General features: G+C 36.8%; 15 protein-coding genes. 2 read left to right on the top strand and 13 right to left on the bottom strand.

Translation table 11 applies throughout. The features are described from left to right. Nucleotides 1-131: 131 nt before the first annotated feature. The 7 genes from RT445_RS05420 to RT445_RS05390 all read right to left on the bottom strand — a co-directional run bounded on the left by RT445_RS05420 (nt 132) and on the right by RT445_RS05390 (nt 8,333). Entirely contained in the window at nt 132-1,034 is a 903-nt protein-coding gene (locus RT445_RS05420; protein ID WP_313470019.1) for an SGNH/GDSL hydrolase family protein, read from the bottom strand. A 31-nt stretch (nt 1,035-1,065) separates the two neighbouring features. Continuing rightward, on the bottom strand, nt 1,066-2,295 hold the full coding sequence (locus RT445_RS05415) for an aminopeptidase (protein WP_313470017.1): 1,230 nt from the start codon (nt 2,293-2,295) through the stop codon (nt 1,066-1,068). Between the two features lies 1 nt (nt 2,296). Then, the gene (locus tag RT445_RS05410) at nt 2,297-3,445 is read right to left on the bottom strand and encodes a DEAD/DEAH box helicase (protein ID WP_274794540.1); all 1,149 of its coding nucleotides are present in this window, start codon (nt 3,443-3,445) and stop codon (nt 2,297-2,299) included. Nucleotides 3,446-3,666: 221 nt separating this feature from the next. Continuing rightward, nucleotides 3,667-4,368 carry a cysteate racemase gene (cuyB, locus tag RT445_RS05405; protein ID WP_274794541.1) on the bottom strand — a complete coding sequence of 234 codons (702 nt, stop codon included), beginning with the start codon at nt 4,366-4,368 and terminating at the stop codon, nt 3,667-3,669. Beyond that, entirely contained in the window at nt 4,365-5,597 is a 1,233-nt protein-coding gene (locus RT445_RS05400) for a carboxylate--amine ligase (RefSeq protein WP_313470013.1), read from the bottom strand. Before RT445_RS05400 ends, cuyB begins: the two co-directional genes overlap by 4 nt. Before the next feature lie 61 nt (nt 5,598-5,658). Next, nucleotides 5,659-6,648 (bottom strand): C39 family peptidase, encoded by a 990-nt coding sequence (locus RT445_RS05395; RefSeq protein WP_312507227.1) that lies wholly within the window; start codon nt 6,646-6,648, stop codon nt 5,659-5,661. Nucleotides 6,649-6,836: 188 nt separating this feature from the next. Next, nucleotides 6,837-8,333 carry a class I adenylate-forming enzyme family protein gene (locus RT445_RS05390; protein WP_313470010.1) on the bottom strand — a complete coding sequence of 499 codons (1,497 nt, stop codon included), beginning with the start codon at nt 8,331-8,333 and terminating at the stop codon, nt 6,837-6,839. 379 nt (nt 8,334-8,712) lie between these two features. Here RT445_RS05390 and RT445_RS05385 point away from each other — a divergent pair, with 379 nt between their 5' ends. Next, a complete protein-coding gene (locus tag RT445_RS05385) occupies nt 8,713-9,315 on the top strand; it encodes a metallophosphoesterase family protein (RefSeq protein WP_274794546.1) in 603 nt (200 codons plus the stop codon). A gap of 44 nt (nt 9,316-9,359) precedes the next feature. Here RT445_RS05385 and RT445_RS05380 read toward each other — a convergent pair whose 3' ends face one another. From RT445_RS05380 to RT445_RS05355, 6 genes are all read right to left on the bottom strand, one after another. After that, a complete protein-coding gene (locus RT445_RS05380; protein WP_313470008.1) occupies nt 9,360-11,111 on the bottom strand; it encodes a protoglobin domain-containing protein in 1,752 nt (583 codons plus the stop codon). Nucleotides 11,112-11,394: 283 nt separating this feature from the next. Continuing rightward, nucleotides 11,395-11,979, bottom strand: coding sequence for a DUF305 domain-containing protein (locus RT445_RS05375; RefSeq protein WP_274794548.1), 585 nt, complete (start codon nt 11,977-11,979; stop codon nt 11,395-11,397). A gap of 94 nt (nt 11,980-12,073) precedes the next feature. After that, nucleotides 12,074-12,265, bottom strand: coding sequence for a cysteine-rich CWC family protein (locus tag RT445_RS05370; RefSeq protein WP_274794549.1), 192 nt, complete (start codon nt 12,263-12,265; stop codon nt 12,074-12,076). An 80-nt stretch (nt 12,266-12,345) separates the two neighbouring features. Beyond that, a complete protein-coding gene (locus RT445_RS05365; RefSeq protein ID WP_313470005.1) occupies nt 12,346-12,543 on the bottom strand; it encodes a gamma-type small acid-soluble spore protein in 198 nt (65 codons plus the stop codon). A gap of 13 nt (nt 12,544-12,556) precedes the next feature. Beyond that, nucleotides 12,557-12,766, bottom strand: a complete 210-nt coding sequence (locus RT445_RS05360) for a hypothetical protein (RefSeq protein ID WP_274794551.1) — start codon at nt 12,764-12,766, stop codon at nt 12,557-12,559. 44 nt (nt 12,767-12,810) lie between these two features. Then, nucleotides 12,811-13,044 carry a hypothetical protein gene (locus RT445_RS05355; protein WP_274794552.1) on the bottom strand — a complete coding sequence of 78 codons (234 nt, stop codon included), beginning with the start codon at nt 13,042-13,044 and terminating at the stop codon, nt 12,811-12,813. Between the two features lie 132 nt (nt 13,045-13,176). Between RT445_RS05355 and RT445_RS05350 the strand changes: the two genes are divergently transcribed. Further along, the coding region (locus RT445_RS05350; RefSeq protein WP_313470002.1) for a LysM peptidoglycan-binding domain-containing protein at nt 13,177-13,419 on the top strand (243 nt) is incomplete at its 3' end.

Here is a 13,419-nt window from a genome sequence, read left to right as displayed (position 1 = left end):
CCCTCCTAATCTTCTTTATATTTTAGCATGACTACTGCCTATCTAGTGGTATTCAGCAGTATAGTAGTTCTATCCAATATTGGATTTCATATAAAAAAGCATCTAAATAGATGCCCTTTAATAACGATTATTTAAATGTTTTCTATAAAAGCTTTATAGCCAGGAAATCCTTGAATAGCATAAGCTGTACGGGTAGACTGCCGTTGTGTCGTTTCCCGTTCCTTGGATTTCGCTGATAATTGTTGCTTTATAATTTCCTCAAACGATAGAGGATTGGGCTTGGGTAATTCGGATGAAGAGATCGTCAAAGCATTACTACCACTATAAGACTGTAAAAATGCATTAGCCATTTGACGGTAGCCTTCAAAGTTTGGATGAACATCTGCACTATTTGGTAAGTAGTTTATGGCATCCAATCCAAAGCGATCATAAACATCTACATAAACCGCTCCTGCATCCTCTGCCTGTTGTTGTAAAATCGTATTTAATTTAACTAGCTGTTCGTTCGTTCCCTTTTTTTGTGTAGGATGAACATATGGATAGGCAAAATAATAGCCCATTACAAAAATCTTTGCTTTCGGCGCAAGTTCATTTAACTCATCTAAAATGGTTATCATATTTTTTCTAGCCAAGTTTAAAGTGGAATCTGTTTGAAGCTGTGAAAATGCTAATGTGCCAGCAGTTGGGTTCACTTTAACAAGGCGTAATAAATCATTGGCCCCTGCTGACACTGTAATAAGGGTCGCATTTTCTAGTAAGTGTTTGGATTCCTCAGATTGGATTCGTTCTAGCACATCGGCCGTTGTAAAGCCTGGAAAGGCAAGTTCTTTTGTATAAAATGATAATTGACCCAGTGAACTTAACTTCATGGCTATTAAATCACTATATCCTGCATCAATTTCTTGATAAGGTGTTTGACCAGCAGCTAAGGAATCTCCAATAGCTATATAGCTTTCTGTTTGAGCATAAGCAGATGAGGCCCAACATGTCATTGCTAATATCGTCACACCGATGAAGCTCCATAATCGCTTCATCTACTCTCCTCCTTTGCACTTTGACTAGTGATTAAAAGGCCCAGCTACCCTTGCGGAAAATTGGCTCTACTGTACCATCCGATAAAATACCATCAATATCCATTTCTCCACTACCAATCATAAAGTCCTCATGTGTCACAGAAATATTTGCACCTAGTGCCTCAAGTTGACCATTTTCTAAATCTCTTCCACCTTCTAAGCATGTCGGATAGGCTTCACCGATAGCTAAATGGTTTGAAGCATTTTCATCGAATAACGTATTGAAATATAAAATCTCCGACGCTGAAATTGGTGATTCATGAGGGACAAGTGCTACTTCACCTAAATAGCTAGAGCCTTCATCTACTTGTATCAGCTCTTGCAGTAAATCATGACCCACTTCAGCTTCTGCTTTAATAATTTTGCCCTCTTTAAAGGTTAATTTAAAGCCATCAATGATATTGCCTTGATAAACTAAAGGCTTGGTATTACTTACGTACCCATTTACACCTTGTTTCATCGGAAGTGTATAAACTTCTTCTGTCGGCATATTGGCAATAAAAATATTACCGTCTGGTGTTTGACTGCCACCTGTTAGCCATTTATGCTGTGGCGCTAAGGCAATTGTTAAATCTGTTCCTGGTGCTGTATAGTGAAGCTTTGCATATTTTTTATTATTTAGCAATTGTGCACGTGATTCTAAATTAGCTACATGCTCTCGCCAATTATCCACTGCATTCCCTTCCCCAATATGAACCGTTTTAAAGATAGCTTCCCACAATGCTGGAACTTGCTCCATTTCCGTTAATTGAGGAAATACCTTCGCTGCCCATTTTGGTGAAGGAACCGCGACGATAGACCAAGCAATTAAATCCTTCATGACTGCATTACGATAATTTTTCAATGCTGCTCCTGACACTTTTTGGTGTGTTGCTAATCTGTCTGCAGGTATTCCTGTCAATTTATCAGGATCAGCAGCATCAATCCATAGTAAAGCACCTTTACGCTCAATTAGTTCATCACGCATTTTTACGACCCATTCAGGGAAACGATTAAACTCCTCATCAGAAGCGTGTTCAAAATACGCACGATCCATTTCATCATCCGAAAAGTTTACATGGACACGCCCTGCGCCAGCCTTATAAGCCTCTTTTACAACTAAACGAGCAAAATCTAAAGCTTCTACTGATGTATTCACTAACAAATATTGACCTGGTTGAATATTGACACCCACTTTTACCGCAAGCTCTGCATATGCCTGTAATTTTTCATCAAATGTCATGTTAATTCCCTCGCTTTTGTCCAATTGTTTTAGAATTACCTTCAATCAGCTTGCCATCATGCCATATTTTTTGCACAGGCTTGCCTGGAATTTCTCTTGTCCATTTTTTATAGGTCTTCTCATCACGATAAGATAATAACGTCAATACTTCTCCGTCTGCTCCTGCACGACCAGTACGCCCTGAGCGATGTAAGTACTGTTCAATTGTTCTTGGTACATCAACATGAATAACATGTGTTAAACCTGCAATATCTAAACCACGAGCGGCGATATCTGTTGCGATTAAAATACGTGCATCCCCTTTACGGAATGCATCTAATGCCTTTTTACGTTCTTCCTTTTTCATGTCGGAGTGAAGTGTTACGATTGGCGCAGAGCGATATTGTAATTTCGTTTCCTTCATTAATAATTGATCGATATTATTGACGAAAGCAAGTGCTCTTAACCCTTCAGTATGTGATAGTCTTCGTAGAAAATCAGTTTTATCACGTTCTTCTACCTTCACAAATGAGTGGATAACTTTGCCGACCTTTAACATATCCTCTGGCTTAATTTTAAAACGAACTGGTTCGAACATCATACGACTTGCTACTAATTCAATTTCCTCTGTAATCGTAGCTGAAACAACAACGACTTGTCGGCCATAGGCAGAACCTTCGATAAAGGATTTGATAACTACACGGTATTCGCGACTAAGCAGTTGATCACACTCATCCAAAATAATCGTTTCTATTTCTTTTAGTTTTAATTTTCCTGCTCGTGCTAATTCATTTAAACGGCCAGGAGTTCCAACAACAATCGTTGGTTTTTTCTTTAGCTTTTCAATTTGACGAGCAGAATTGGCACCACCAATAAGCTGCTGAACTGTAATATCTGTGCCAGCTGTCCATTCGCGGATAACTTCTACAATCTGCATAGCAAGTTCTTGTGAAGGAGCTACGATCAGTCCCTGTGTTTGTTTTTTTGCCCCATTTACTTTATTCAATAGTGGTAAAACATACGCTAATGTTTTACCTGATCCCGTTGGCGATTCCGCTACAATGTCTTTACCTTCAAGCATAGCTGGTATCATTTCATCTTGAATTTTCATAGGTGTTTCAAAGTTCCATTTTGCTTGAATTTCTTCTTTTAATAAATTAATGACTGACATGTTATTTCCCACCTTCTATCTACTTGACACTAGTTTAACACACTCCGCCGTTTCCTACTTTATATGTACGAAGCAATGGACCATTCGTTTCAAAAATCAGCGGTTCCTTCCATAAAAAATCTGCCTAACCTAACACGGAAAAAGTAGCATGTCCACAACTCTTTAAAGACTTGTAGCTTACCCGTGAAAAGCAAGCAGATTCTTTTCAATTCACTCAACAACTAATCGACTAGCTCATAACCGCAAGCCAAAATGGCACATTCAGCTAATACGATTAGCGAATCGATATATATTTCATTTAATTTCAAATCCCGATTAACAATAGATAGCTCTGTACAGCCTAACACAATGCGATCACAATTTAATGCCAGCATCGCATCTTCTAGTGGTTGCCAGTCCTCCAGCGTAACATCCTTACCAGCCTTGACATAATCATAAATGATAGTCATAACATAGGCTCTCATTTCATTATCTGGTACTACTGGTGTAATGCCATATTCCTCTAAGGCTTCTTGGTACATACGAGATGTTAAGGTACCTGTCGTTGCTAAAATACCAACACGTTTTGCACCTAAATCCGCAGCACGCTTCGCTGTTTCACGAATCATATGCAATACTGGAATGGGTGAACCCTCTTGAATATCATGATAAAACGTATGGGCTGTATTACATGGAATAGCAATCATATCTGCCCCTACAGAAGCTAATTTTTTTGCATCCTCAATTATGACTGGAACTGGATTATCCTTCGTTTTATCTAAAATAAAAGCTGTACGGTCAGGGATATTTGTATCATTATCTATGATCGTATGTAAATGCTCCTGATCCTTTTGTGCCTTCGTACGTCTTACAATCATTTCACCAATAAACATTGTTGCAAGTGGCCCTACGCCACCAATGATACCTAAAGTTTGTTTTTTCATATATTAGACAGACCTTTGTTATTAAAATATTTCTTATATTTGCGATAAAAGCTTAAATTATCAAGCGTAACATTCAACCATCGTTTCGCATTCATATCCTTATAATTAAAAATAGAATCTGTAGCCATCCCTTGACGAATCAAGCTTTTCGCTTCAATTACTAATTGTTCATTTTGAACATATTTGAATAGAACACCATTTGGTACAATCGTCCAAAGATGCTTGTTTTCCACGTATGTTAACGATTGTTTACTCCCTCGAACAAAATCATCCGCTACATACTGCATAAAGTTATAGCCACTAGCTGTCACATAATAATTGGAAAGCTCATTATGTAATTCTATACTCAACAATTTATATTGACCATCTCGATCATCATATTTCATATCGAATGTAGCAAAGCCTTGGAATTGTATTGCTTCAAGGAATGTCTTCACGATATCCATCAATTCCTTATTATAAGTTGTCATGATGGCTACATAACGACCTATTCCTTCTGGAGAATGCTCTTCTAAAATGGGATTGCCCACAGCAAGAAGTTTTGCTTTTCCATCTTGTCCAACATACGCATTGACAACACGCATATTAGCATCTTCTCCTGGAATATATTGCTGAATCATCAGATCATCACGATAGGCTGATTCCTTATAAATAGCATGGAATATACTGTCCTTTTCATCCTTATCATGTGCAATATATACTTTTTTCTTACCAGGAAAAATACATGCAGCATATTTTTCCATATTCATGGGCTTAATGACAATTGGATACTCAAAAGGCATGTCGAAGTTGTCATAATCATTAACCGTGCATACATGCATGGCAGGAAATTGAAAACCATATTGTGCACAAAGCTCATACATCTTTTCTCGGGTTAATAACTGATGAGCAAGTGTAGCATCTACATAAGGAATAATGAAATCCCCTGTTAATTCTGCTTTATGCTCTACAATTTTTTTGACATAAAATTCGTCACAGGCTAGGAGCAGTAATTTTTTATCTATAAATTCCTGGGCAATTGACTTAAGTGCCGTAACAAATCGTTCTTCTATATGAAGTCTCGGTACCTCACGAAAAGTCAGTAAATCACTTTGCTGAATTTTTTCCATGTTTGTATGATTTAGTGCAAGGGGCTTTACACCATAGGCTTCGTAAAATGCTCTGGCCATGCCATAAGCATTCATTTCATCCCCAAGCAATACGGGTAAAAAAGCGTGTTCAATGGCCATTCTACTCAACTCACTTTTTGCTTTTTTTATTAGTGTAACATACTAAAGATTTATAGCTTGCTTATTTATGGACAGCTACAGCCTGTTTGCCTAACTCACGATAGCTATTAAAGAACTGATCCACATTGTATGTTACGTAGCCCTTTAACGGGTCCATTACAACTACTTTATCGCCTAAATGTCCTGTTAAAACAACAGCATGTAAATTCATAAAGGCATCCCGTGAAGTTGACTCACCTTCATAAATCCAGCCTCGTTCAGCTTTTTGTTTAGGCTTTGATAAATCCAGTGTCACCCATGTCACAACAGGAACTCCCTCACGGACTAGCTCTAAAATATCTGCCTGTGATGCCTGACTCATATTCGTTACGCGTAAATTTTCCTGTTTATCAGCAATGACTGCCTCTGCCGCTTTGACAATTGGTGCAGCAAAAACATACATCCCATGAGCCTTATCACGAGGATTGCCAGCAAAAGCTACATTTGGATTTGGTCCAAAACGTTTTCCGCCTACTGTACGTATTTCTTGCTTTGGTAAATAATGATCTGCCATTTCAAGCTTTGTCACATTCATTCCAAAATAATTTAACACGGCTGTGAGTGATGTGATTTCACAGCCATGTGGCAGTTCAGGATTTTGCATAACAACAGGTACATCTAATTCTTGCTCGTCTCTAGAAAAATGTGTTTGCAATCGATAGTACGGCTTTGTTGTATCGTACGTAAAATTCTCAATTGTTGTATATCCGACATTTGCCTCACTATTTTCTAGTGTAGTTGCAGCAATTGCATATTCTCGTCCTGCCTTTAGCTTCGAAAATATTGCTTCCCCTTCTTCAGAACCAATTGCTTCTTCTACTACATCACCTGTTTGTACATCAGTGATCGTTAAATATAAATTAGGGATAGGTGCTCCACTATTAAATTCTACTGTTAAAACTGTTAATTGGTTTTTTTGTTGTGAATCTTGCTGTGAAAATGGCTGGCAGCTAGACAGCAACATGATGATCAAAATGCCAATAAGTAAAAGGCGCTTATATCCTGTCCACAAGACAAATTCCGCTCCTATTCTAATTCAAAGAGTAATCTCTTCTCCAATTCTATTAATACAATTTGTCGTAGACTCTATTATACGATACTTTCCTAGTTGTTCCTATTAGAATAGAAGCTTATTCGAGCATGAATTCTATCACATGTAAAGCCATTATGGTGATGCATCCAAAGCGTAATGGATAATACTTAAATCGTCGTTTCTTTTGGTCGTAATGTATGCTTTAATACCTTACCAGAGGCATTCCGCGGTAGCTCAGCTAAAAATTCGATCTCATAAGGGACTTTATATTTGGCAAGTCTAGTCTGACAATAGGAGAGTATCGAATTTTCATCAAGGGATTTGTCTTCTTTTAAAACAACAAATGCTTTCGGCACCTCACCATACACTTCATGTGGTAAGCCAACCACTGCTGCTTCTAAAACTTCTGGCATTTGATATAAAACTTCCTCCACTTCGATTGGGTAAATATTTTCCCCTCCTCGAATGATCATATCCTTTTTCCGATCTACTATATACAAATAGCCTTCATCGTCAAACCGTCCTAAATCACCTGAGTAAAGCCACCCATCTCTAATTGTTCTAGCTGTTTCTTCTGGATTGCGCAAATATCCCTTCATAACCTGTGGCCCTTTTACACAAATTTCCCCTACCTCACCAGCTGGTACTGACTTACCTTCACTATCAACTACACAGACCTCTGTATGCGCTAATGGCTTACCAACGGAGCCGATTTTCGTTAAAGCATCCATATCAAGTAAGGATGTGGCCGCAGGTGAATTTTCTGTTTGACCGTATAGATTTTGAACTTTTACATTTGGAAATGCCTCTTTTACTTGTTTTACAAGCTCATAAGGCATTGGAGCTGCCCCGTAACATAATAAACGTAAATGGTTTAAGCTATGTTCCTTAAATCCAGGCGTATTTAAAATGATCGTGTACATGGATGGAACTCCGAAGAAAATCGTCGCTTCTGTTGCTGCAATTTGCGCTAATGTTTTAGTTGGTGAAAATACTTCTTCAATAACAACGGTTCCCCCTTGATAAAACATCGGCATAGCAAAAACATGCAGGCCAGCACAATGAAATAAAGGTGTGCAAATAAACATCTTATCCTTGCTCGACATGTTCATAGAAGCAGACCAAATTTCTGCTGTAGCCGCAATATTATGATGGGTGAGCATGACACCTTTTGGTTTACCAGTTGTACCAGAGGTATACATAACAACGGCTGTATCATCCGCCACCAATGGAACGATCGTTCTTTCACGATCCTGTTGTTCAATCCTATTATTCATTTCCTGAAGTTCAATAGCATGTTGGAACGAATAGGAAACATCCTTCAATGTTTCTGCTAATCTTTCATCATAGATTAGTCCCTTTGCCTGTGAGTGATTAAAAATATAATCAATCTCTGGTGCCGCTAATTTAGTGTTAATGGGCATCACGATAAAGCCTGCTAATTGAACACCTAAATAAGCGATTAAAAACAAATCGGAATTAAGCGTATATAATGCAATTACATCCTCTTTTTCATAACCTTGCTCCTGTAAGTAAGCAGCAAATCGATCAACACGTTGATAAAGTTCACGATAACTTAGCTTTTTTCCATCATACAAGGTTGCTATCGTATTTGGTTGCTGTACAGCATAGTTTTCAAGAATATCTGTCATACACGTCGTCATTTTAAGCCCTCCAAAAGTTCATTTTTTAATCCGAGATAGAGTAAATTAATTCGCCTCAACATTCATGCATCCAGAATTCTTCAATCCGTCCCATACATTTGAGTGGAACCTTTGGGATAACATGATGTCCCTACACTTTCATTGCCATATACACGTTTAACAGGTCTTCCCTATTTACATGGAATACCGCTAAATTAACACCAGCACACAAAATCAATAAAATTCAGAAAATTATGATTATATTTTAACAAGCAATGAATTTCTTGGCAATTTTCCTCACGTTCAAATTAAAGAAATATTCTTAGACGTTTTACTTTTCTAGTAATTTCTAATAGGTGTATGATGTTTGTACGATTATTAAAGGAAAGGCCGGGTTTACATGCTTTATGCACTTTTAGGAGATTTACATTCTAATATAGAAGATACTAAAGCTGTTCTTGCTCATATACAACAAACAGCAGAGGAAGCAACCATCATTGGGTTAGGTGATTTATATGAATGCACTGTTAGTAAGAAAAAGGCGCAAACTATGTCTGGCTTGTCGTTGGAAAAGGCAGCCATAGTAGAAAATGAATTTGAAGAACTACTAACCTTCCCGTCTATACGAGGCAATCAAGAAGAACGCATTACTCAAGTTACAGGCATCCAACGTTTTAAAGCTTTACCTGAGTCAATGGAGATTGATGGTGCGATACTTATGCACGGACATCAATTTAAGTGGAACGTCAACTGGCAACCTACATTTCCTCCTTTTCATCAACCATTGTTATTCTTTGGTCATAGCCATGAATCGGGACTCTATCATCAGCAAAAAAAATTACCTATCCGTATTCGTTACGGCCAACCGATTGCAATACAAGAGAAACAATATGGGGTTAACGTAGGTTCAGTTATTGACCACCGTGAATGGTGTCTCTATGATAGTAAAAAACGGACAGTGACATTTATGTGTGTCCCCCCTACTATAAACGTAACTGAATAGCAAACATAAAGAGCAAGCTAGTTTTAACTAGCCTGCTCAAATTTTTAATGTATATATTGTTTTTTACTGTTTAGTAAAATTTCCTTTAACGCCTGTAGTTTTTCTATGACAACAGAAGATTCTTCCGTAATTTCCTCCAGGTATTTCTCAGCCTCCACTTTATTACCTGTATTATATTCACGGACTGCTTTTTTAGCTATATCATGTATATGAATAAACGATTGTTCAAGCTCTATATAGGCCCGCTCATCACCTAACAGCTTTTTGCCTGTGCCATAATACCATTCGCCAAGGCGCGATTCCTCCGGTGAACCTACGTCCTGTTCAGTCATCGCTTCAAAGCCCAGCAGTAAATTATAAATCTTCCAACGCCATAATAAATGGTCTGTAATCGCTAATTGAATAATATCCTCTTGGCTAATAATAAAGTTTTTAGAAATCGTTGTTGATCGGTATCCATCAATCATTTTACTTAGCTTATAAATGGCAGAACCCATATCAAAAACAATTACCTTACTTTTTTGCATACTCTCTGTGATTGTATGATTACGTTCAGAAATAATTGTAGCGGATTGTGCTTGTACCTTGGTTGTAGTAGCTATTTCCTCAAAACGAGCTCCTTGCTGCTGTAAATTTCTGTTTATTTCTCCAAGGATTTGTGAAACATGTAAGGTATCCGTAACACCTTGATGTAAATCTTGTGAAAATTGTGTTGTTAAAAAACTAATATTTTGCGTAATTTGAAGTAATTCCTGGATATCTGTATGTATCGATTTAACAGATGTATTTGTATCATCTGCAAGTTTTCGCACTTCCTCTGCAACAACCGCAAAGCCTTTCCCTGCTTCACCGGCACGAGCCGCCTCAATTGATGCATTTAATGCCAACAGATTAGTTTGATCTGCAATTTTCTTAATTAATTCCATTAGTTTTGCGACGCTATTTACACGATCTACTAAACGTTTGATATCCTCCTGCATGGATTTATGCCCCTCATCGGTCGTTTGCAAAATGGATGAAATTTGTTGTAAAGATTCCAAATCCTCATTTAATTTTTTAAACGCCTGCTTTGTTTGCTCGGAAATATCACCAACAGATGTGGCGATTTCTTCAATACTTTCATCTAACTCATGCATCAATTGGTCTGCCGCAATAATCTCCTGATGTTGAATATCTTGAAATTCAATCAATTCCTTTATTGTATCTAACTGTGTATTATAAGTAATGATTTCGCCTAAACCGTTCACTACAGATCCTGCTTGAATTTCAATATAGGTCTCCAAAATAATTTGTTGGTCAATCGTTACTAAGCTATCATAAGACAATAAAACATCAAGCATTTTTCCTTGATCTCGTGATAGTTCTTTTACAATAAGCGGAATAATTAATTGATTGATCAACGTATAGGCTGAAATCATCCAATTCGGGAGTACACCAATGCGAGCATGAATGTAGGCGATTTTACGTCGTTTAAATACATAATCTAAATCTAACTCATCGTCAAATAAGCTAATAAAATGTGAATCAAATAAGCCTTTCAAACGCTCTACTGATGAATGCGTATTGATGACCTGGTTAAACTCTGGAATTTCCAGTAGACGATCATAAAAATTATCCAGTATATGCTGACGATTGTTCTCATACATTTTACGTAAAAAACCTACAGACTCCCTTCTTATTCTAGACAAAGCAAGAAAATCTAGTTTTTCTTTAAAACGTTCATTGGCCTCAATGTCTGAGTTTTTTGTTGCTGAGAAATAATCATAGTTTTGACTAATCTTCTTCCTTTTGAACATAGTTCCCACTCCTTTTCGAATCTAAAGTAAATATAAATTCCCAGTGTTTTAAAACGAATTATAGATCTTTCCTCATTACCTTCAACAAAATAAAACATATATATTTTACCAACAATAAAAAAACAAAAGTATATTCTCCAAAAATTCTTTACACTTTCTTATTTTTTTGTCCACCTTATTGACAATTTCTCACTTTCTAGATAAACACTATTTTTACGCAGAAAAAACGCTAAAATCATCATTTGACTTTAGCGTTTTTTACCGTATAAGATTAAAATTTGACCTAGCACTCGCAATCGCAATTTTGTAAGCTATCCAGTAACTTTTCCATCTCCTCTAGTTGCTCACAAAGCGTTTGAATCATGCACTTTAGAATTGGAATTAATTCTTGGCAAATACAGAATCTAAGGACATTTTGTGCTAGTCTTATACCTCCCTGATGATGGACAATCATTTCCCTTAAATAGTTAATGTTAATACTATTGGATACTGGTGGTGCACACATGCAATTAAACATTGCTTCCGTGATTTCTTTGTAAGCACACATATACTCGTATAATTCGTACTCTGAATTTTGTACGACACAACATCGATTTTGTATCGCTTCAAGACTTTCAAGCATTTCTGTATGTGTTCGAATGATTTCTAATGCGAGATCCTGTACAGGAATATTTGTTGTGTAGCGTAAAACATTTTCTGACATTTGGATTGCCGCTACTTGATGAGGAATGATTTGCTTAATAAAATTTTCTGAAATACTACAAGTAATGGTTACATAGGTCATACCCTGCATCATTTTTTTGAGGATTCGTTGATATTCCTCTAAATATGCCTTTGTTACATTACTAAGTTCAATTGGTTTAACCATTAGACACACTCCTTTCAGAGTAATGTATGCCCGCTAGGTTGTTGTGCGATAGACAATTGTACCAATTACTTAATAATTACGGATGCATCATTTCTCAATGCTTGTATTTTTCTTTATATGTATCTAAGCATGTTTGACAAATACATTTATCTGACTCTTTCTGTGCAACTTTTAAAACTTTCTCTGGAAAGTTGACTGTCATACACCAGCATTCTTTTTCACCTTTTACTAGACCACAATGGTTTTTCCCCCCACATAATGGACAACTCTCTTCTCCTATTAACAAGATGCTCACCTCCCTTACTTTACTCACCATTGTAAAGTAAAAAAGGAAGAGCACTCAATACCTTACTCCTCCCCATACATTTATTGCTGATTCTTGTGTATTTCTTGTCTTACTTCTTCAAAATCTGTATCACTATAGATAGCCGTCCCATGTCCTCCGGTTTTAGCCAATAGCGCCTTTACGTCATTATAGGATAATCCTGTCTCTGCGTTTTTTTGCTTCACTTCATTAATATTTGTACCCGCAGAGGTAAATTGGACTTCTTTTTCATCATGCATATACTTCTACCTCCTATAATTCATCAGGCTGCATTTCAATCAATTCATCGCCTTCTCTTTCCACTCTCTTATTAAGTTCTTCAATTGGAATAGCGTCTACAGTTTGCATATCCTCATGCAAATCGAAAAGACTAATGTTATCTGATTCAACCATATCAGGCTTATCTTTACTATTTAAATTCATAAACATTTTCTTTTGATGTGGTACTTTATTCATATCCATCTTGTCACACTCCTTTACCTATAATGTGTGTAGTGCTGGATATATTATGTGTTTTTCTGTTTTGTACTTTTATCAATACGATGATATTCAGATATTTGAATAACTCGTACATGCCTTGTATGCAATTCATGATAGATACCTCTACTGTCTGTAAAGGATATATATTGATCTCTTTCACTTTTAACCAATTGCTCTGCTTCTTGCTGAGATTCAATATAAATAAATCTTCTCACATAATGCATCTCATCAAAAAAATAAGTAATCTTAAATTCCTTCATTCTCAATGCTCCTTGGCTATACATGGTACTCTATATTCTATCCAAAGAGCTGAAAAATTTACGTTCTTAAAATTACTTAAATCATTCAAGCATATAGTAAAACAATTACCAATGCTTAGGAGGAAATCAAGATTGAATCATACAGTCAAAGCGGGAGAAACACTGTCCCAAATTGCTCAAGATTATCGCACCTCTATCACATCAATCATTGCTGCTAATCCAGGGATTCAGCCAGATCATCTTTTAGTTGGTCAACAAATTGCTATTCCTGGCTTTCCCAATCCTGATACAATTCCATACCGTATTGAGATATCTACCAATAATCGTTGGCTACGCTTGTATAGAGACAATATCCTTCAAAAACAATACCCTATT

Origin of the sequence: Lysinibacillus sp. (assembly GCF_032093475.1) — a bacterium.
GTDB lineage: Bacteria > Bacillota > Bacilli > Bacillales_A > Planococcaceae > Lysinibacillus > Lysinibacillus irui.
This window is presented reverse-complemented; position numbering and strand designations above follow the sequence as displayed.

Bases quoted from the DNA above. Each gene is read 5' to 3' on its own strand.
- RT445_RS05420 (WP_313470019.1), bottom strand. From the start codon at position 1,034: ATGAAGCGATTATGGAGCTTCATCGGTGTGACGATATTAGCAATGACA.
- RT445_RS05415 (WP_313470017.1), bottom strand. From the start codon at position 2,295: ATGACATTTGATGAAAAATTACAGGCATATGCAGAGCTTGCGGTAAAA.
- RT445_RS05410 (WP_274794540.1), bottom strand. From the start codon at position 3,445: ATGTCAGTCATTAATTTATTAAAAGAAGAAATTCAAGCAAAATGGAAC.
- cuyB (WP_274794541.1), bottom strand. From the start codon at position 4,368: ATGAAAAAACAAACTTTAGGTATCATTGGTGGCGTAGGGCCACTTGCA.
- RT445_RS05400 (WP_313470013.1), bottom strand. From the start codon at position 5,597: ATGGCCATTGAACACGCTTTTTTACCCGTATTGCTTGGGGATGAAATG.
- RT445_RS05390 (WP_313470010.1), bottom strand. From the start codon at position 8,333: ATGACGACGTGTATGACAGATATTCTTGAAAACTATGCTGTACAGCAA.
- RT445_RS05385 (WP_274794546.1), top strand. From the start codon at position 8,713: ATGCTTTATGCACTTTTAGGAGATTTACATTCTAATATAGAAGATACT.
- RT445_RS05380 (WP_313470008.1), bottom strand. From the start codon at position 11,111: ATGTTCAAAAGGAAGAAGATTAGTCAAAACTATGATTATTTCTCAGCA.
- RT445_RS05375 (WP_274794548.1), bottom strand. From the start codon at position 11,979: ATGGTTAAACCAATTGAACTTAGTAATGTAACAAAGGCATATTTAGAG.
- RT445_RS05365 (WP_313470005.1), bottom strand. From the start codon at position 12,543: ATGCATGATGAAAAAGAAGTCCAATTTACCTCTGCGGGTACAAATATT.
- RT445_RS05360 (WP_274794551.1), bottom strand. From the start codon at position 12,766: ATGGATATGAATAAAGTACCACATCAAAAGAAAATGTTTATGAATTTA.
- RT445_RS05355 (WP_274794552.1), bottom strand. From the start codon at position 13,044: ATGAAGGAATTTAAGATTACTTATTTTTTTGATGAGATGCATTATGTG.